Raw genomic sequence first — 17,767 nt, forward strand, 5'->3', positions numbered from 1 at the left:
AACGCTCGAAGGAGCAAGGTGATCGTTTCCGGGCGGAACGTCTTTTTTTAGACTGTAATTCCATAACATATTTTTCGGGTTTAGTATTTCTGGAATATGTAGTATTTGAGAAATGTAAATATTTTTTGGATTTTTAAGTGTTATCTATATTTTCAGATAGTTCAAAGTCTGATTTTTCATGTATATTCAGTGAACATCGGTAATAATTTTAGATTTCGCTTGAATAAATTTTCCAACAGCAGGTGCATGGTGGTTTTATTTGGAAATGACCGTTCGTCCGGCTTCCTTCAGAGAGTCAATGAAAGCAGCCGTCAGTTCAATACATATGCCTTGATTTTTGGCGTCGTGCTCTACAATCTTTACCTGCTTGTGGATGTGACGCTCGTGCCTGACATCATCTGGCTGGATGTGACGGTCCGTCTGTTTCTCGTCACCCCGCTTCTGTTCCTTTATTTTCCGGCACGGTATTATGCGATCGGGATGCGGCCGGATGCGGTGGCGCACGAGGCCCTTCACGCGCTGGGCTGCATGATGGTCGTCGCATCGCTCATGTTCATCTATGCCAATGCGCGGACCTCGTCGGCCAGTGAATATTACATGGGCGTCGTCACGGTCATTCTCTATATGAATACGATCCATCGCCAACCGTTTCCGCTTGCGGTCATGGGCACGGTCGGCTGCATGGTGGTTTTCATTATCGGCATGGAATATGTCACCGTGACGAGCGAAGTGGCCAAGCTGCCGGCGATCATGTGTTCCGTCGGAATTAGCGCCGTCTCGCTGTTTGCGGCCTATCGTATCGAGCAGGTGGAAAGGCGGGACTATCTGGCCTCGCTGCGCGAAAAGCTGCTGCTTCAACAAATTCAAAGCGCCAATCGGGACCTGCAGCAGCTTTCCAATACCGATCAACTGACGGGTATTCGCAACCGCCGCAGTTTTGATCAGGCAGCGCGCGAGATTTCCGGCACCAGCAGGCCACGGGCGCTCATTCTCCTCGATGTCGATTATTTCAAGAACTACAATGATTCAGAAGGGCATGTGGCTGGTGATGACTGTCTGCGCGCGATTGCTGGCAGGCTGCGCGCCGCCCTGCGCAGGGATGATGGTGACAGAAGTTTCGTTGCGCGTTATGGCGGCGAGGAATTTGTGGTCCTGCTCGACAATTGCGTCGTATCCGCAGCCCTTGCCGTTGGTGAAAGGCTAAGATCGGCGGTGTCGGGGGAGGCGATACCTCACCCCAATCGCCCGGACGGACAGGCTGTCGTCACGGTCAGTCTCGGAATAGCCGTTTCCGACGATGGCCTGGAGACAATACAGGACATGCTGAACCGCGCGGATGAAGCACTGTACGAGGCGAAGCACCAGGGACGCGACAGGTTGGTGCTGGCCGCCGCGCAGTCCGGAGCGATTGCCGCTCCGGAGAATCTTGCCGGGATGCGAACTGCGGGCGCAATATAGGCCGGCCGTGGCGGCGGGCTATGTGTTATAGTCCGTCCTCGCAGATACGGGAATTGTGAAAGGCGAACGCCGGAATTCCGGCGGCGGAACCAATAATAACCGGGGATTTGCAGATGATGGAATTGATCGCCGTTCAGGCGGCGGCCGCTGCCGCCGAGCTTCCATTCCTGCTGCTACAGGCGGCCGCCGTCGTCGGCATGGTATCCGTGCTGATCCTTCTGCGGCGAGACATAGCCCTCGATGATCCGCGTTATAAGATCTACTACGGCATCGTATTCGGTGCGACCGGGTTTCTCTTGACGTTGCTGGTGTCCGAATTCATCAAGCTGCCTTCCAAACCCTATATTCGGTCCGATCTGCTTTTCCTGGCCGGGGTGCTGGGGTCTTGGCAAGGCGGGTTGATTAGCCTGGTGCTCGTCTCCGCTGGACGCCTTGCGTTCGGCGGCCCTTCGCTTTTCGGCGCCGCCCTTCTGGATATGAGCATCATCTCGGTTTGCGGGATCATGATGTATGGCTGGTTACGCAGGCGTCGTCTTGCTGAACTCGGTATATGGGAGATGACCGGTGTATTCGCGGTCAGGATTTCCGCGGCTTTGCTCGCCTTGTCTGTACTCTATATTCTCAGCCTGATAGATCAGGAGTTGTATCTCAGTGGTCTCGGGCGACGCATCTTCGGCTCAGTCGTCGGTCTGCCGATGATTGTCTGTCTGTTCGTTGTGCTGCGCAGCGAAGCGCGGGCGCGGGAAGAGGTGAGGAGACGCGAAACCGCCGCCCGGACGGATTCATTGACGGGTCTGCCCAACAGGCGCGCCCTCAAGGACCATATCGAAACGGCGATGCGGCACGAGCCGGCCGTTCCGCATGCTCTCGTTCTGATCGAGATCGTCAATATTTCCGATGTCGCCGCCTGCGAAGGCGAGGACTGGGCCGATCTTTTCTGGCCGCGACTGGCGCGGGAAGTATGCGACGGCGACAACAGCCTGCTGTCGCCCTCCAATGCACCGCGCAGCTTCATGTTCGGCGATACGACGCTTGCGGTGGTCATCGAAGGAGTTTCGCTGGAAAAGTCTGAAAGCGCGCGACTGATGATGCATCTCCATGACGGGCTGAGCGCATTTTGCCGGTCCGCGGAGGCGGGGCCGGTGCCGCATCTGAAGATCGGCGCGGCCAATCTGGACATGCTTTCCCGGCAGAACGTGGCGTCCTTTCTCAGGCATCTCAGCCTGGCGCTGAAAGGAAGCGATAATCCGGTGCAGATTTTCCCCTTTTCCTTCGCCGAGAAAGCGACACGGGACGAAGGGGTGCGGCAGATGCTGGTCAACTGGATCAAATCCGGCAGGCCGCCCATATGTTATCAGCCGAAATTTGAAATGCACAATCGCCGCATGATCGGCGCCGAGGCGCTTCTGCGGGCGACCGATGTGCGCGGGCAGGCGCTTTCGCCCTATTACGTGCTGGAGATTGCCGAGCGCCACCGTCTGCTGGTGGAATTCGAGTGGTCGACGATCGAGGCGGTCGTCCGCGACCTCAGCAATCTGCGGAACCTTGAGCCGGATTTTCATCTGGCGGTGAATATTTCCGCCTCGTCATTTTCGACCCTGCGTTTCGGAGACCGGGTCGTGGCGTTCCTGGGTGAAATGGCGGTTCCTGCGCATCGGCTGTCGATCGAGGTGACGGAGATGAGCCGTGTACCGGCGATCGACATCGTGCAGCAGAATTTCGACAGGCTGAGCGAAGCAGGCGTGCGGCTGTCGCTTGATGATTTCGGCACCGGTTATGCCGCGCTCACTCTGCTTGCGAGGTTCCCCTTCGAAGAGGTCAAGATCGACCACTGGATGACCTCCAGGCTAAATCAGTCCCGCTTCAAGGACGCCATCGCGCTCGCATTCGAAAGCGCTGAGCGTTACGGCGCCAAGCTGGTGACGGAAGGCATAGAAACGGAGGAGCAGAGCCGGCTTCTCATGCAGATGGGCATCCGTTTCGGTCAGGGTTATCTCTATTCGCCCGCTGTACCGCTCGATCGTTTGCAGCCTCGCAGGGAATGCGCCTAGAGCGTTTCCGAAAGGCTTACGACGCAGCATGACATGAGCGTATTCCAGCGCAAGCGGCAGGGGAGCCTATTTCAGCCGGATTGAATGTTTGGCCAGTCTGTGCTGAGTGGTTGTATGACGAACCAATGTTCCGGCCGTGTTTTCCGGTCGAGCGAGCGAACAGATGCTTGAAAACAACGACGCATGGAACAGGCATTCCGGCAAATCGCCGCCGGAGGCAATGAGGGCAGGCGCGGGCAGCGTCACGCAATCGCTGCGCACCATCGCCGATGCCGTATCCGGCCATAGACCACCATCGGGCGATCTACGTCCTGCGGCCACCTGGCCGTTTCTCAGGGTGATCATCGTCTGACTGTTGTTGATGGTGGCGGTCGTGTCCGCCCTGGCGGTCTATCAATATGTCAGCCTGCTTGGCGAACTGGAGCGGCAGAGCGACGCCTTGCAGGCTGAGGCTACGCGCCGGGCGGATCAGCATGATGCGCATGTGACGGCGCTTTCGGCGGTGGCGCAGGCGGAACAGGGATCGGATCACGGCCTGCTGCTTGCCATCGCCGCACCCATTCTGCAATTTTACCCGCGTATCGATGAAGTCCAGCTGGTCTCGTTGACGGAGGGTGGTCCTGCAGCTGGCACCAGACCGCTGGAAAATGAACTGGCGGCAGATATCCGCAACGCGGCATCGGTGTTTACGGGCAAGCCCGCATTGCTGGCAAGTACGCTGAGGCCTGGCCATTATCTCATCGTCAAGCGCAGCCCCAACAGCGAGACGGCACGGCAGGCGCTGGTGCTGGCCGTCGATGCGGCACGGCTGCTGGCATCCGATGCCCCCTTCTGGTTGGCGCAACGGGCGGTGATCCGCCTGAAAATGCCGGATGGCACCCTGTTATACGGCCCGCCGCAACTGCCCGTAGAGCCGCAATATGCCCGGCAGCTGAGCAGTGCCAGCCAGCCGCTGCTTCTGGAAGTGGCGCTTCCCATCACCTGGCGTGAACTTCTGCCGGGCCGCACCCTGCTGGCGGTGCTGGCCGGCGCCAGCATCCTTTTTGTGTTCGGCATCGTGATGGCGAGGCAGAGAACGCGTATACGCGCAGCCGAAAGGCGGGCAGAGCTGAGCGGCATGGAGGCGAGACTGACCCATGCCTCGCGGGTCAATGCGCTGGGGGAGATGGCGAGCGGCCTTGCTCATGAGCTGACGCAGCCCTTGACGGCAATCCTGGCGCAGGCGCAGGCCGGGCGACGGCTTCTCGCCCGTCAGGATGTCGCAACGCTTTCCGGTGCGCTGGATGATATGATCGAGCAGGCGCGATGCGCCGCCAACATGCTCGACCGTTTCCGCAACTGGTCGCTGCCGCATCGCCATCCGGCCACGGCCCATGACCTGCGCGTTGCGCTGCGTAATGTCGATGCACTTCTGACCGGTGAGGCGGCGCGCCAACAGGTCGTCATAGATATCCGGCAGCCAGAGGTGCCGCTTCTGGTTCGGGTTGATCCGGTAGAAATGGAGCAGGTGATGTTCAATCTGCTGCGTAATGCCCTTGATGCGCTGGCCGGTGCCGAGGGGAAAGGTGTAATCACTGCGACGCTCACCCGCGAGGGCGATCTTGCCCTGTTCGAAGTCGCCGATAACGGCCCCGGCGTGGAACCGCAATTGCGCGACCGGCTTTTTACCCCCTTCGCAACCACCAAAAACAACGGCATGGGACTTGGTCTCGCGCTCAGCCAGCGGCTGGTGGAGCGCGCCGGCGGCGAAATACTCTCAGTCGAGCAGGAAAACGGCGCCTTGTTCCGCGTCGTCCTGCCAGTCACGATGGAGGCAACGAAAACATGACGCTGCCCGTCTATCTGGTTGATGATGATGATGCCGTGCGCAAAGCACTGATATTGCTTTTGTCCACGGTCAGCATCAAGGCAAAGGGTTTTGCTGATCCGACGGTTTTCCTCAGCCATTTGCCGGGTCTGGAGCCGGGATGCCTGATCTTCGACATCCGAATGCCGGCCATTACCGGCCTGAAGCTTCAGGAAAAGCTTGTAGAGGAAGGCATCGACTGGCCGGTCATCATCATTTCCGGCCATGGAAATATTGAAGCCTGCCGCCGCGCCTTCCGCAACGGCGCCGTGGATTTTCTGTCGAAGCCCGTGGATGAACAGGATCTCATCGACGCGATACAGAAGGCGCACCGCACACTTGCCCGCACGCTGGATGCACGGGCATTGCAGGCGGAAACGGTGGCGCTTCTGTCGCTTCTGACCGCGCGTGAGCGCGAGATACTGGAACGCATCGCACTCGGTTTCACCACCCGCCAGATCGCCGATGGGCTCGGCCTGTCACCGCGCACGGTCGACAGTCATCGCGCCGCCATCGGGCTCAAGCTTGGCACGACCTCGCAGGCGGAAATGACAAGGCTGTGGCTGGAAGCCGGCGAAGATCGGTAGAACTACTGACCACCCGGCAAGGCTTACGGATTCGCAGCCGCGTTTTATTTGCCTAGGTTGAAGTCCTCATCAGCCAAGAGGACCTTTTCATGATCCGCAATCTTCTCATCGCTTCCGTTCTGCTCGCTCCTGCTGCCGCATTGGCCCAGACGCTGCCGACAGCTCCTTATCTGCCGCTTGAAATGGCCGAGAAGGCAGCCAAGGCTGCACTGCAGGCCTGTGTCGCAAAGGGCAATGCCGTCACCGTTGCCATAGTCACCCGCGACGGTGCCACCAAGACGGTATTGAAGGCGGATAATTCCGGCCCGCATACGGTCTCCAGCGCAACCGGCAAGGCTTTCGCCGCCGCATCGCTCGGGCGCGATATTGGCGAGATCGCGGATTTCATCGCCTCCAAGCCGGCCAATGATGGTTTGCGCAATATGGACGAGCGCATGGTCATCCAGGCAGGCGGCCTGCCGATCAAGATCGGTGATGCCCTGGTCGGCGGCATCGGCGTCGGCGGCGCGCCCTCGGGCGCCATTGATGCAGAATGCGCCCGTGAAGGCCTCAACGCCATCGGCGCCAAGTAAGCAGCGTCAGATAAATCCGGCGGCTTCTGGGAAAGCCGCCGGAATTCGGCCCGCGCTGTCGCGCATCATCCCGCCATTGCTTCTTCATATTCGCCGGAAAGCATCAGCCATTGCTCTTCGGCGTCGGAAAGCTTGGCAGCCGCCTCGCCACGTTCCTTGACCTTCTGTGCGGCCTTGGCGGGCGCCTTTTCGTAAAGCGCGGGGTCTGCCAGTTCCGTGTCGAGCGCCTGAATCATTTTCTCAAGCTTCGCCGTCAGGGACTCGATTTCGTTGATCTTTTTCTTTAGCGGCGCAAGCTGCGCGCGCTTTTCCGCATTCGCCTTGCGTTGATCTGCCTTCGACGCCTGATCGGGAGCGGCCTCGGTCCTGTCTTCCTTTTTCTTGCCGGAGGAGACGACGATGTCGCGATATTCCTCCATGTCGCCTTCAAAGGTTTTGACGGTGCCGTCGGCAACCAGCCACAGCCGGTCCACCGTCGCTTCAATGAGATGCCGGTCGTGCGAGATTAGGATGACCGCGCCGTTATAATCATTCAGCGCCTCGATCAATGCCCGGCGGCTGTCGATGTCGAGATGGTTTGTCGGTTCGTCGAGAATGAGCAGATTCGGTGCATGGAAGGCGGCAAGCCCCATCAGCAGCCGGGCCTTCTCGCCACCGGATAGATCCTTTGCCGCCGTCGCCATCTTTTCCGTTGCAAGGCCCATCTGCGCCACGCGTGAGCGCACCTGCGCTTCAGGCGCCAGCGGCATCAGCTTGCGCACATGTTCGACCGGCGTTTCGTCCGGCACGAGGTCATCCAGCTGGTGTTGCGCGAAGAAACCGATCTTCAGGCCGGGAGCGGTGCGAAGATCGCCAGCCTGCGGGGCAAGCCGGCCGGAAATGAATTTCGCGAAGGTGGATTTGCCATTGCCGTTGGAGCCGAGCAGCGCAATGCGATCATCATTGTCGATGCGCAGATTGAGCTGCTTCAGGATCGATTTGCCCGGCTCGTACCCCACGGCACCGCCATTGATGGCGACGATGGGTGAGGCGGGCTGCTTTTCCGGCTCGGGGAAGGTGATTGGCTGAACATGGTCCTCAATCACGGCGGCAACGGTGCCCATGCGCTCCAGCGCCTTGATGCGGCTCTGGGCCTGCCGCGCCTTGGTGGCCTTGGCGCGGAAGCGGTCGATGAAGCTTTGCAGATGTTTGCGCGCAGCGTCGCTTTTGACCTTGGCCTTCATCTGCAATTCGTCGTTTTCGGCCTTCTGCCGCTCGAACTGGTCGTAACCGCCGCGATAGAAGGTCAACTTCTTCTGGTCCAGATGCACGATGGAATTGACGGCATTGTTCAGAAGGTCGCGATCGTGGCTGATGATGATGACGGTATGCGGATAGCGGCGAATATATTCCTCCAGCCACAGCGTGCCTTCGAGGTCGAGATAGTTGGTCGGCTCGTCAAGCAGCAAAAGGTCTGGCTCGGCAAACAGCACGGAGGCGAGCGCCACGCGCATACGCCAGCCGCCGGAGAAGGAGGAGGCGGGGCGAAGCTGCGCCTCGTGGTTAAAGCCGAGACCGGCAAGAATGCTGGACGCGCGGGCTTCGGCTGAATGCGCATCGATATCAACGAGCCGCATCTGGATTTCGGCGATCCGGTGCGGATCGGTCGCGGTTTCCGCCTCCGCCACAAGGGCGCTGCGTTCCTTGTCGGCGGAAAGCACGATTGATATCAGTGATTCTTCCGTTCCCGGCGCTTCCTGCGCCACCTGGCCGATGCGCGCCTGTTTGGGAATGCTGACCGAACCGCTTTCGGCCGAAAAATCGCCGGTAATCACCTTGAACAAGGTGGATTTGCCGGCGCCGTTGCGGCCAACGAGACCCACCTTCACGCCGGCGGGCAGCGCCACGCTGGCATGGTCGAGAAGCAGGCGCCCGGCGATGCGGGCGGAAAGGTCGGTAATCGTAATCATGGCGCCGTTTTGGCCGAACTGCGTGGCCAAGGCAAGAGCGCCCGCGCCACATCGGATCATATATGGGCGTTTGAAGCGCGTCGGTTTAGGCGGAATTGTTGGGCCTGCGCGCAATCTTTGGTTTTGCGCGTTTTCCGGGCGCAAGACCACGATGCATTTTCACGGGAAATGCTCTAACAGCCGAGCTGGGCCAGATAGCTGCTGCGGCTGTGCTGGGCCAGGTCCCGGGAGTAACCGACAACGCAGTTGCGCGTGCCGCAGCGTGCCGAAAGCAATGCAAGTTCGGCATGGCTGAAAAATTCGGCGGGCGTGGCGGTGCCATCCACCGCCGCGACGCCGATCGAAACCGTCAGATGTTCGCCTTCTCCTTCGCTGGTCACGAAGCGCAGCGCCTCCACACTTTGCCGCAGCCTTTCGGCAATCGCCTCGGCGGTATTTTGCGAGACGTTGGCAAACAGAAAGGCGAACTCATTGCCGCCGATGCGGGCAACGAAATCGTCCTTCTTGATGGTCTTACGGAAGAGCGCCGCAAACCGCCGCAGCGCCTTGTTGCCGGCGCTGGCGCCATATTTGCCATTGATTTCGCGGAAGCGGTCAATGTTGAGCAGCATCAGCGAGGTGGCGGACGCCGCCTGATCGCCGGCGAAAAGGTCGGCGAGTTTTTCGAGGAAAGCCGCGCGGTTGGGAAGCGCCGTCAATGCATCCCGCACGGAACTCGCCTGCAGTTCGGCCCGGCGTTTTTCAACCTCGCGGATCTTCATCAGCCCCATGGCGATGAAGTGCCGCAGGCTCGTCTGTTCCTCATGAATGTCGCCCATCAATCGAGCGAGCCGCTCGGTTGCCGGCGGCTCCTGATGATTTTCCTCGGCAAGGCTGGCGATGAATGTTTCGGCGCGCTGCACGCCGGCTTCCAGCCGCGCTGAAATCTGATTCAGCGTTTCAAAGGCCTCGTTGGCCATCTCCTCGGCCTCGATCTTCGAAAAGCCGGGGAGATTGTGTCTCTGGCCGATAATATCGATTTCATGCTGCTGCGGCGCGTTGCCAAGGGCCAATATATCGCGCCCCATGGCCGGGTTGTGCCCCGACAATATTTCATAGATCAATTCGTAATTGCGCGGCAGCGGAGCAATATTCATCCTGGCGATGAACTGCGTGATCTTGGTAACGACAAGACCGTTTTTTGACTGTTCGCGTTTTTTATCGCCAGCAGATGTCGTCACCGTCAGCCCCAAAAAGATAGTATTTGTGAATTCATCGAAATATTCAGTTTCCGAATGCGGCTACTCCTACACGCGACGGTTTAAAATAGACTAAATTCGCGGGCTGTTTTCGTCACCTTGATGCCAGAATTCCCGTCCGGCGGGGTGCTTATGGCTTTTGATCGATAACATGATTAATGCTGATTTGATTTCAGGCCATTGCCGTTCTTATATCGCTGCATCGATATAGCCAAAAAGGGTGCTGCCCATGACAAACTCCAGAACCTTGTACTCGCTGTGTGGAAGCGACATTTCCCGGCCGTTTTCTCCCCATTGCTGGAAAACCGTGCTGTCGTTGGCGCATAAGGGACTGGATTTCGAGGAGCGCCCTTTGCCCTTCACGGTCATACCGACGGTTGAGGACGGTTTTTCGAGGACGGTGCCGATCCTGCGCGACGGCGAGCAGCTGGTGAGCGACAGTTTCGAAATCGCGCTTTATCTGGATGACGCCTATCCCGAGCGGCCGTCCCTGTTTGACGGGGAGGGCGGCAAGGCAATGGCCCGCTTCGTTGAAAGCTGGTCACAGACGGTGCTTCACCCGGCTATTACCCGTATCGCCTTGCTGGATATCCACAATATGCTGGATGAGCCGGATCGCCGTTATTTCCGTGACAGCAGGACGAAAGCGCTCGGCCGCCCGCTTGAGGATGTAGCGGCGAACCGCGAAGCGGAAATCGCGGCCTTTCCGGCATTGCTGGCGCCGATCCGCCGCATGTTGAGCTTCCAGCCGTTTATCGGCGGCACGTCGCCGCTTTTTGCCGATTACATCGTGTTCGGCGCGCTGCAATGGGCAAGGATCACCACCGGCGCCGATCTGTTTTCCGATAATGACCCGGTGCGGGACTGGTTCGAAGGCTGCCTTGATCTCTATGATGCAAGAGGCCGCAGTGTGACAGCGGCGTGAAATGTCTCGCGCCATTATCGCAATATGGTCTATCCCCCTTGTTTTCGGGCCTTTGGGCGGGTAAAGACCGCCCACTTTCTATATAGGAAAAGGAAACGGACACATGGCGATTGAACGCACATTTTCGATGATCAAGCCGGACGCAACCAAGCGTAACCTGACGGGCGCGATCACCAAGGTATTTGAAGACAACGGCCTGCGCATCGTCGCCTCCAAGCGCGTCTGGATGAGCAAGCGCGAAGCCGAAGGCTTCTACGCCGTTCACAAAGAGCGTCCCTTCTTCGGCGAACTCGTTGAAGGCATGACCTCCGGCCCGACCATCGTTCAGGTTCTGGAAGGCGAAAACGCCATCCTCAAGAACCGCGAAATCATGGGCGCCACCAACCCGGCCCAGGCTGCTGAAGGCACCATCCGCAAGTCCTTCGCGCTCTCCATCGGCGAAAACTCCGTTCACGGTTCCGATGCTCCGGAAACCGCCGCACAGGAAATCGCCTACTGGTTCGCCGAAACCGAAATCGTCGGCTGATTCAAAATATCAACGGCTTGAATCGCTGTTGCAGGCGATCGCACGAAGCCGCTGAAAAGACTCGAGGAAACGGAGCCGAAAGGCTCCGTTTTTTGTTCAAGATGCCGGACACCCCTGAACCGGCCGCATATCCGTCGTACCGTCAGGTTTGAACACCTCCGGATTGGGGGTGTAGAGCGGCCCGACCACCAGCGGTTTGGCGGGAAGAAGCGACTGGTCCGTGTCGGAGTGAATCGTGGTCTCGATCGTCTGCAGAATATCGCCCTCCGGCCCCTTGATACGGATGGTGACTTTGTAGGGCCGATCCTGCTTCACGCACTCGACCGGCGGGCTTTGAACGGTGATCTTTTCGTCTACTGGAAAAATCCTGTCGCTCGTCGTCAGATCGGGACCACCTCGGGGATTTTCGAATGAGGCCTCCACCGTGCTGCCGTCGGCAATGGGTGCAACGCGCTGCAGGGTCACCAGATAGGTAGCAATCGCCACGCGATAGTTGAAAACGAACATCCGGCCTGAAATCTTCGCGACCTCGCGCGGTTCGTCGCGCTGGCAGCCGGAAAGACCGAGCGTGGCCACAACCACCAGCAATGGAAGGGCGATCCTGTTCATGTGCGCGCCTCCTTTGTCCGGTGGTAATGCCGGCTGGCTTTCTGCCGGTTGCCGCACACCGCCATGTCGCACCAGATCCTGCTTCTGTTCTTGCTGCGATCGATGAACAGCCAGCCGCAATTGCCGCAGATCCGCAATCGTTCCCGTGTCTCTGCCGCAAGCAGCGACAGGGCGGAGTGGGCAGTGGCGTTGCCGAGATTTTCGGCCGCCGGAAAGGCGCGCAAGGCCGTGCCGCAGGCGAAAAGAAGATCCGCCAACCTGGCGTCATCATCGCCGGCACCCATGATCGAAGAGCGAAAACAATCGTCGATCGCCTCTCGAAGCTTGAGAAGGATTGGCCGTTGCTCCGCTTCGGGTGCGTTGAGCGCGGGAAACCTGTCGCGCTCCGCGCCAAGCCGTGTCGATGCCTCGGCAAAAGTGGCGATCTGTTCGGGCGCAGCAAAACGGTCAACCGATTTTGCGGCGTCTGAGCGCAGGATCACACTATTGGCGACATCAAGCGCCAATGCGCCGCCTGCGAAACGGTGAGCTGTCCAGCGAAAGGTCATGCCGCATATTATAACTGTCAAAGCGCATTTTAACAGTTATAATAATGCTGGGAGGATGCGCATGGCTTATTTCCTGCAACAATTGCTGAATGCCGTGCCGGTTGCGGCCCTCTATGCGGTTCTGGCCTTCGGTTATGCCATCGCCTTTTCGGTCACCAAACGTGCCGATGTCACCTATGGCGCCATATTCGCCTTCGCCGGCCAGACCTGCCTGTTATTTGCCGATTTCGGCTGGAACCGGCTATGGCTGGTTCTGCCGGCCACACTGGCGCTTGGGGCTGGGGCGGGCCTGTTCGGCGGGTTGTGGGCTGCGGGTTTCGTCGGCAGGGCGGTGATGCGACCGCTGGCGAAAGCCTCTCCCAACGCGGTGACCGTCGCCTCCATCGGCGTGCTGATTGCGCTTACCGAAAGTGCAAGGCTCGCCGCCGGCACCCGGCAATTATGGCTGCCGCCGCTTTTGTCGCAACCGCTGCGCTTTTGGAGCGATGGCGGCTTTGCCGTGACCCTGACGCCGATGCAGATGCTGAACACGGCGGCGTTTGGACTGCTCGTCCTCTCAGGGTCCGTTTATCTCGGCCGTTCCGCTTTCGGCAGACGATGGAAAGCCGTTTCGGATGATCCGCTTGCGGCATCGTTCTGCGGTGTCAATGCGGGCCGGGTGTTCCTGCTGTCCTATTGCGCGGCAGGACTTGTTGCCGCCATTGCCGGGGTGCTGGCCACCTTTTATTACGGCACCATGGATTTTGGTGCCGGTCTCGTCTTCGGCCTGAAGATCGTGCTGATTTCGGCGGCGGGTGGTTATGCCAGCCCGCTTATCTGCGGCCTGGGGGCCGCTGCGGTGGGATTTGCGGAAACTCTATGGGCCGGTTATGGCCCAATTGTCTGGCGCGATGCGGCGGTACTGGCGCTTCTGGTCGGCTGGCTGATCGTCATGCGTAGCAGGGTGGAAGCGCCTTGAGGCATTTCCGGGAAAAGCGGACTCCGGTTCTCCGTTCGGAAACATCGGAAAAGGCGATGGATTACCGCCACCTGTCCTTCGCCGCATCGTCGGTCGTCTTGGCTGATACCCAGTCCCGCGCCGCTCCATCCTTGCCATGTTCCTTCTTCCAGAACGGGGCGGAGGTCTTCAGATAGTCCATCACGAAATTTGCGCCGTCGAAGGCCGCCTGCCGGTGGCTGGAGGCGGCGATGACGAGAACGATATTCTCGCCGGCGGCAATCTTGCCGTGACGGTGGATGGCGGTAAGACCAAGAAGGCCGAAACGTTCGATGGCGAGTTTGGCGATGCGGGTGATTTCCGCTTCTGCCATGCCGGGATAATGTTCAAGCTCCAGCGCCGCAAGCGCGCCGCCATCGTCGCGGCAAAGCCCGGTGAAAGCCACCACCGCCCCGATGCTTTTGTCGCTTTGCGTCAGCCGGCGGGTTTCCTCAGTGGCGTCGAAATCCCCGGCCTGTACGCGGATCGTCGGCTGCACGGCTTTCTGCATCCGCTCATCCCCCGGTCATTGGCGGAAAGAGACCGATCTCGCGCGCGCCGACGATGCTTTCGTCATGCTCGACATGTTCCTGATTGACGGCAACGCGGATCACATCCGGAAATTCGAAAGCCGCCTCGTAATTTTCGCCACGGGTTGTGAGCCAGGCGATCAGCTCACCGGCCGTGGTGACGGAGGAGGGGATGTCCAGCTCCTCCTCATCGGTGCCGATCTTCTCACGCACCCAGGCGAAATAAACGATCCGTGTCATCAGTCTTCGTCCACGATGTGCTTGAGACCGGCCTTGAAGTAATCATAACCGGTATACATGGTGAGCGCAGCCGCAAGCCAGAGAAGCGTAATGCCCATCTCGGTCGTATAGGGCAGGACCTTGTCGCCCGCCGGGCCGGCCAGCAGGAAGGCGATGGCGACCATCTGGATCGTCGTCTTCCACTTGGCGATGCGCGTAACGGGAACGCTGACCTTCAACGCCGCCAGATATTCACGCAGGCCAGACACCAGAATCTCACGGCAGAGAATGGTGATGGCGGCCCACAGCGACCATCCGGCAATAGTGCCGTCTGCGGCCATCAACAGCAGGACGGAGGCGACCAGCAGCTTGTCGGCGATCGGGTCGAGCATCCGGCCGATATTGGAAGTCTGGTTCCAGATGCGGGCCAGATAACCATCGAGGAAATCGGTCAGCGAGGCGATGATGAACAGCCAGAGCGCCGTCCAGCGCGCGAAATCCGAGCTTTCCAGCTTGCCCTCGATGAAGAAGCACAAAACGATGACAGGAACCGCGAGGATGCGGCCATAGGTCAGAAGATTGGGGATGCTGTATGCGCGCGAAGCCATGGGAAACCTGTCAGTCAAAGATCAGCTGTCTTGATGCCGCCCCTGACGCATAGGGTCAACATGTGATTATGTTTTTTTAGCAGTTCGCCACGACGGTGCGGTATCAATCGCCGCCGCTCTCGTGGAAGTGATTGTAGATTTGCCGCGCCACCGCCTCGGAAATGCCGGTGACGGCCATCAGATCATTAAGGCCGGCGCGCGAAACCGCCTTCGCCGTGCCGAAATGCTGCAGCAGGGAGCGCTTGCGACCGGGACCAATCCCCGAGATTTCATCGAGCGGATTGCGTATCATTTCCTTCTTGCGCCGCGCCCGGTGTGAGCCGATGGCGAAACGGTGGGCTTCGTCGCGCATGCGCTGGATGAAATAGAGCACGGGATCACGTGGCGGCAGGGAAAAATCGCTGCGTCCATCCGCGAAAAAGCGTTCGCGGCCGGCATCGCGGTCCACACCCTTGGCAACGCCGATGGCGGTCACACAGTCACGAATGTCGAGTTCATCGAGGATGGCGCGCACCGCTGTCATCTGTCCCTGGCCGCCATCGATCAGGATCACGTCCGGCCACGTGGGGAAGGGCATGTCGGCGGCTTCCTCCGGTGTTGGGGTCCGCTCGCGGTCAGGCTTGCCCTCTTCCTTCAGCAGGCGTGAAAAACGGCGGGTCATCACCTCGCGCATCATGCCGAAGTCGTCACCCGGGGTGATGTCGGTCGATTTGATGTTGAACTTGCGATACTGGTTCTTCACGAAACCTTCCGGTCCCGCCACCACCATGCCGCCCACGGCATTGGTGCCCATGATGTGTGAGTTATCGTAGATCTCGATGCGGCGTGGCACATAGGGAAGGCTGAAGGTTTCTGCGAAACCTTTCAGCAGCCGTGCCTGCGAAGAGGTTTCCGCCAGCTTGCGGCCATGCGCCTCGCGGGCATTGGCAAGAACATGGTCGGTAATGTCCTTTTTCTCGCCGCGCTGCGGCACGCTGATCGTGACCTTGTGCCCGGCTTTTTCGCCGAGTGCTGCGGCCAGCAACTCCTGCTCCTCCACGGTTTCGGAAAGCAGGATCTGTTTCGGCACCGGCTTGTCGTCGTAAAACTGCGCAAGGAACGCGTTGAGGATTTCCGAGCCGGGCAGGGAGGGGTCGGCCTTGGGGAAATAGGCGCGGTTGCCCCAGTTCTGGCCGGTGCGGAAAAAGAACACCTGAATGCAGGAAATGCCGCCTTCGTGATGAATGGCGAAGACATCCGCTTCCTCGATTCCGGTCGGATTGATGCCCTGGTGGCTCTGGACATGTGAAAGCGCCGCCAGCCGGTCGCGATAGACGGCGGCGCGCTCGAAATCGAGATCCTCGGCCGCCTCGTTCATCTGCCGCGCAATGGCGGTCTTGACGCTCTGGCTCTTGCCGGACAGGAAATCCTTGGCTTCCTTGACGAGTTCCGCATACCCCTGATCGCTGATCTCATGCGTACAGGGGCCGGAACAGCGCTTGATCTGATAGAGGAGACAGGGACGCGTGCGGGTCTCGAAAACGCTGTCGGTACAGGTGCGAATCAAAAAGGCGCGTTGCAGCGAATTGATTGTGCGCCCCACGGCGCCGGCCGACGCAAAGGGTCCGAAATAATCGCCCTTGCGCGCCCTCGCACCCCGGTGCTTGAAGATCGCCGGGGCGCGATTGTCGGCGGTGATGAGAATATAGGGAAACGATTTGTCGTCACGCAAAAGCACGTTAAAGCGCGGCCGCAAGCGCTTGATGAGGTTGGCTTCGAGCAGAAGCGCCTCTGTCTCCGTGCGGGTGGTGACGAACTCCATATGGGCGGTGAAACGCACCATCTGGGCGATGCGGTTGGAATGCACGCGGCCCTGGGCATAGTTGCCCACACGCTTCTTCAGCGAGCGCGCCTTGCCAACGTAAAGAACGTCACCGGCCTCGTTGAACATGCGATAGACGCCCGGCGAGTTGGGCAGGTGTTTGACGAATTCGCCGATGAGGTCCATGCCCTTCAGGCCGGATTCGTTCTTCCAGCCCGCATTCCAGTCCATGCCCACGGCGTCGCGCGCAGCCTCCGCCGCTTCTGTCGCGGCAAGGCCTGCATCGTCGTCTTCGTCGTCGGTTTCATCGAAGAGAATACCGCCATCAGGCAGCTTCTTTCCGTTCATTCAGGTATCTCCGCCACGTCAGGGGTTTCCCAGCCAAGGTGCTGGCCGCCGTCGAGCGCGATCATTTGTCCGGTGACCGACGGCGTATCATAAAGAAAGCGAATCGTCCGCCCGAACTCGTCGGGTTCAGGACCACGCTTTAATATAAGGCCGTCGATCTGCGCCTGAAAGTCCTCGGGCGCCTGTCTTTCGCTTTTGAAGGAGGGACCCGGCCCGATGGCGTTCACCCGCACACGCGGCGCAAAGCTCTGCGCCATCGTTCGTGTCGCAGTCCAGAGGGCGGATTTCGAAAGCGTATAGGAATAGAAACGTGGTGTGAGCGCCAGCACGCGCTGATCGATGATATTGACGATCAGACCGGATTTATCGACAGGCAATTGCTCCACAAAGGCAGCGGCGATGAGGGACGGTGCCCGCACATGCACGGAAAAATGCGTATCAAAGATCGCCGGATCGGGTTTATCCGCGCTGTCGTCCAGAAAAACCGAGGCATTATTGACCACGACGCCGATGGGGCCGAGGGCGGAAGAGGCCTGTTCGACAAGCGCCATTGTCGGCGCAGATTGTGTCAAATCCGCCTGAACGGCAACGGCTTTGCCACCATTTTGCCTTATTTCGTTAGCGAATTCCTCCGCCTGCGCCATCGATTCATTGGCATGGACGGCAATCGCAAAGCCATGGGCGGCCATATCGGTGGCGATCGCCCGCCCAAGCCTTCGGGCGGCTCCGGTTATCAAGACTGTCTTTTGTATATCTTCTTTCACGGCGGACCTGCATTTGCTCATACACGCCCTATGTGCTGGATATAAATGCAAATCGCAAGCTGTCCGTCAGCCCTAAAAGAATTGGGCGATTTTTTATTCGCAATGCAATTTTGATTTAATTTAAATATAACTAAGTTTAAAGCCGATCTATTGCTGATTAGGCTTCTATTAGGGTTAATAAAACCCTTGTGGCAATTAGGCAACGTCTAATT

General features: G+C 59.1%; 18 protein-coding genes. 9 read left to right on the top strand and 9 right to left on the bottom strand.

Annotated features, from left to right (window positions below; all coding sequences use genetic code 11):
* Positions 1 to 246 precede the first annotated feature (246 nt).
* The 6 genes from AKG12_RS21585 (at position 247) to AKG12_RS21605 (ending at position 6,514) form a co-directional block, all read left to right on the top strand.
* Positions 247 to 1,458 carry a GGDEF domain-containing protein gene (locus AKG12_RS21585; RefSeq protein ID WP_046798823.1) on the top strand — a complete coding sequence of 404 codons (1,212 nt, stop codon included), beginning with the start codon at positions 247 to 249 and terminating at the stop codon, positions 1,456 to 1,458.
* 113 nt (positions 1,459 to 1,571) lie between these two features.
* The gene (locus tag AKG12_RS21590; protein WP_052820358.1) at positions 1,572 to 3,509 is read left to right on the top strand and encodes an EAL domain-containing protein; all 1,938 of its coding nucleotides are present in this window, start codon (positions 1,572 to 1,574) and stop codon (positions 3,507 to 3,509) included.
* Between the two features lie 163 nt (positions 3,510 to 3,672).
* Positions 3,673 to 3,861, top strand: a complete 189-nt coding sequence (locus AKG12_RS31095) for a hypothetical protein (protein WP_285277775.1) — start codon at positions 3,673 to 3,675, stop codon at positions 3,859 to 3,861.
* A 9-nt stretch (positions 3,862 to 3,870) separates the two neighbouring features.
* Complete coding sequence (locus tag AKG12_RS21595; protein WP_285277776.1) at positions 3,871 to 5,337, top strand: sensor histidine kinase; 1,467 nt, start codon at positions 3,871 to 3,873, stop codon at positions 5,335 to 5,337.
* The gene (locus AKG12_RS21600; RefSeq protein ID WP_046798825.1) at positions 5,334 to 5,942 is read left to right on the top strand and encodes a response regulator transcription factor; all 609 of its coding nucleotides are present in this window, start codon (positions 5,334 to 5,336) and stop codon (positions 5,940 to 5,942) included. Before AKG12_RS21595 ends, AKG12_RS21600 begins: the two co-directional genes overlap by 4 nt.
* Positions 5,943 to 6,031: 89 nt before the next feature.
* Entirely contained in the window at positions 6,032 to 6,514 is a 483-nt protein-coding gene (locus AKG12_RS21605; RefSeq protein ID WP_046798826.1) for a GlcG/HbpS family heme-binding protein, read from the top strand.
* A 65-nt stretch (positions 6,515 to 6,579) separates the two neighbouring features.
* Here AKG12_RS21605 and abc-f read toward each other — a convergent pair whose 3' ends face one another.
* Positions 6,580 to 8,463, bottom strand: coding sequence for a ribosomal protection-like ABC-F family protein (abc-f, locus tag AKG12_RS21610; protein ID WP_052820382.1), 1,884 nt, complete (start codon positions 8,461 to 8,463; stop codon positions 6,580 to 6,582).
* A 173-nt stretch (positions 8,464 to 8,636) separates the two neighbouring features.
* Complete coding sequence (locus tag AKG12_RS21615) at positions 8,637 to 9,683, bottom strand: GGDEF domain-containing protein (protein ID WP_046798969.1); 1,047 nt, start codon at positions 9,681 to 9,683, stop codon at positions 8,637 to 8,639.
* Between the two features lie 247 nt (positions 9,684 to 9,930).
* On the opposite strand from AKG12_RS21615, the gene AKG12_RS21620 reads away from it, so the two are divergent.
* Together AKG12_RS21620 and ndk are read left to right on the top strand one after the other, a co-directional pair.
* The gene (locus AKG12_RS21620; protein ID WP_052820359.1) at positions 9,931 to 10,626 is read left to right on the top strand and encodes a glutathione S-transferase family protein; all 696 of its coding nucleotides are present in this window, start codon (positions 9,931 to 9,933) and stop codon (positions 10,624 to 10,626) included.
* A 103-nt stretch (positions 10,627 to 10,729) separates the two neighbouring features.
* Positions 10,730 to 11,152 (top strand): nucleoside-diphosphate kinase, encoded by a 423-nt coding sequence (gene ndk / locus AKG12_RS21625; protein ID WP_003502118.1) that lies wholly within the window; start codon positions 10,730 to 10,732, stop codon positions 11,150 to 11,152.
* Between the two features lie 96 nt (positions 11,153 to 11,248).
* On the opposite strand, the gene AKG12_RS21630 is transcribed toward ndk, so the two are convergent.
* Positions 11,249 to 11,761 (bottom strand): hypothetical protein, encoded by a 513-nt coding sequence (locus AKG12_RS21630; RefSeq protein WP_052820360.1) that lies wholly within the window; start codon positions 11,759 to 11,761, stop codon positions 11,249 to 11,251.
* Positions 11,758 to 12,309, bottom strand: coding sequence for a CGNR zinc finger domain-containing protein (locus AKG12_RS21635; RefSeq protein WP_052820361.1), 552 nt, complete (start codon positions 12,307 to 12,309; stop codon positions 11,758 to 11,760). Before AKG12_RS21635 ends, AKG12_RS21630 begins: the two co-directional genes overlap by 4 nt.
* 61 nt (positions 12,310 to 12,370) lie before the next feature.
* On the opposite strand from AKG12_RS21635, the gene AKG12_RS21640 reads away from it, so the two are divergent.
* On the top strand, positions 12,371 to 13,267 hold the full coding sequence (locus AKG12_RS21640; protein WP_052820362.1) for a branched-chain amino acid ABC transporter permease: 897 nt from the start codon (positions 12,371 to 12,373) through the stop codon (positions 13,265 to 13,267).
* Positions 13,268 to 13,328: 61 nt separating this feature from the next.
* Here AKG12_RS21640 and AKG12_RS21645 read toward each other — a convergent pair whose 3' ends face one another.
* From AKG12_RS21645 to AKG12_RS21665, 5 genes are all read right to left on the bottom strand, one after another.
* On the bottom strand, positions 13,329 to 13,796 hold the full coding sequence (locus AKG12_RS21645) for a molybdenum cofactor biosynthesis protein MoaE (protein WP_052820363.1): 468 nt from the start codon (positions 13,794 to 13,796) through the stop codon (positions 13,329 to 13,331).
* Positions 13,797 to 13,800: 4 nt separating this feature from the next.
* The gene (gene moaD, locus AKG12_RS21650) at positions 13,801 to 14,055 is read right to left on the bottom strand and encodes a molybdopterin converting factor subunit 1 (RefSeq protein ID WP_052820364.1); all 255 of its coding nucleotides are present in this window, start codon (positions 14,053 to 14,055) and stop codon (positions 13,801 to 13,803) included.
* Positions 14,055 to 14,642 carry a CDP-diacylglycerol--glycerol-3-phosphate 3-phosphatidyltransferase gene (pgsA, locus tag AKG12_RS21655; protein WP_046798832.1) on the bottom strand — a complete coding sequence of 196 codons (588 nt, stop codon included), beginning with the start codon at positions 14,640 to 14,642 and terminating at the stop codon, positions 14,055 to 14,057. The genes moaD and pgsA overlap by 1 nt, the downstream gene beginning before the upstream one ends.
* Before the next feature lie 103 nt (positions 14,643 to 14,745).
* Positions 14,746 to 16,791, bottom strand: coding sequence for an excinuclease ABC subunit UvrC (gene uvrC / locus AKG12_RS21660; RefSeq protein ID WP_052820365.1), 2,046 nt, complete (start codon positions 16,789 to 16,791; stop codon positions 14,746 to 14,748).
* Complete coding sequence (locus AKG12_RS21665; RefSeq protein WP_052820366.1) at positions 16,788 to 17,576, bottom strand: SDR family oxidoreductase; 789 nt, start codon at positions 17,574 to 17,576, stop codon at positions 16,788 to 16,790. Before AKG12_RS21665 ends, uvrC begins: the two co-directional genes overlap by 4 nt.
* Positions 17,577 to 17,767 lie beyond the last annotated feature (191 nt).

It is taken from the genome of Agrobacterium sp. SUL3, from assembly GCF_001263295.1.
Lineage (GTDB): Bacteria > Pseudomonadota > Alphaproteobacteria > Rhizobiales > Rhizobiaceae > Agrobacterium > Agrobacterium tomkonis.

Coding starts and splice junctions, on each gene's coding strand:
- AKG12_RS21585 (WP_046798823.1), top strand. CDS start 247: ATGGTGGTTTTATTTGGAAATGACCGTTCGTCCGGCTTCCTTCAGAGA.
- AKG12_RS21590 (WP_052820358.1), top strand. CDS start 1,572: ATGATGGAATTGATCGCCGTTCAGGCGGCGGCCGCTGCCGCCGAGCTT.
- AKG12_RS31095 (WP_285277775.1), top strand. CDS start 3,673: ATGCTTGAAAACAACGACGCATGGAACAGGCATTCCGGCAAATCGCCG.
- AKG12_RS21595 (WP_285277776.1), top strand. CDS start 3,871: ATGGTGGCGGTCGTGTCCGCCCTGGCGGTCTATCAATATGTCAGCCTG.
- AKG12_RS21600 (WP_046798825.1), top strand. CDS start 5,334: ATGACGCTGCCCGTCTATCTGGTTGATGATGATGATGCCGTGCGCAAA.
- AKG12_RS21605 (WP_046798826.1), top strand. CDS start 6,032: ATGATCCGCAATCTTCTCATCGCTTCCGTTCTGCTCGCTCCTGCTGCC.
- abc-f (WP_052820382.1), bottom strand. CDS start 8,463: ATGATTACGATTACCGACCTTTCCGCCCGCATCGCCGGGCGCCTGCTT.
- AKG12_RS21620 (WP_052820359.1), top strand. CDS start 9,931: ATGACAAACTCCAGAACCTTGTACTCGCTGTGTGGAAGCGACATTTCC.
- ndk (WP_003502118.1), top strand. CDS start 10,730: ATGGCGATTGAACGCACATTTTCGATGATCAAGCCGGACGCAACCAAG.
- AKG12_RS21630 (WP_052820360.1), bottom strand. CDS start 11,761: ATGAACAGGATCGCCCTTCCATTGCTGGTGGTTGTGGCCACGCTCGGT.
- AKG12_RS21635 (WP_052820361.1), bottom strand. CDS start 12,309: ATGACCTTTCGCTGGACAGCTCACCGTTTCGCAGGCGGCGCATTGGCG.
- AKG12_RS21640 (WP_052820362.1), top strand. CDS start 12,371: ATGGCTTATTTCCTGCAACAATTGCTGAATGCCGTGCCGGTTGCGGCC.
- AKG12_RS21645 (WP_052820363.1), bottom strand. CDS start 13,796: ATGCAGAAAGCCGTGCAGCCGACGATCCGCGTACAGGCCGGGGATTTC.
- moaD (WP_052820364.1), bottom strand. CDS start 14,055: ATGACACGGATCGTTTATTTCGCCTGGGTGCGTGAGAAGATCGGCACC.
- pgsA (WP_046798832.1), bottom strand. CDS start 14,642: ATGGCTTCGCGCGCATACAGCATCCCCAATCTTCTGACCTATGGCCGC.
- uvrC (WP_052820365.1), bottom strand. CDS start 16,791: ATGAACGGAAAGAAGCTGCCTGATGGCGGTATTCTCTTCGATGAAACC.
- AKG12_RS21665 (WP_052820366.1), bottom strand. CDS start 17,576: ATGAGCAAATGCAGGTCCGCCGTGAAAGAAGATATACAAAAGACAGTC.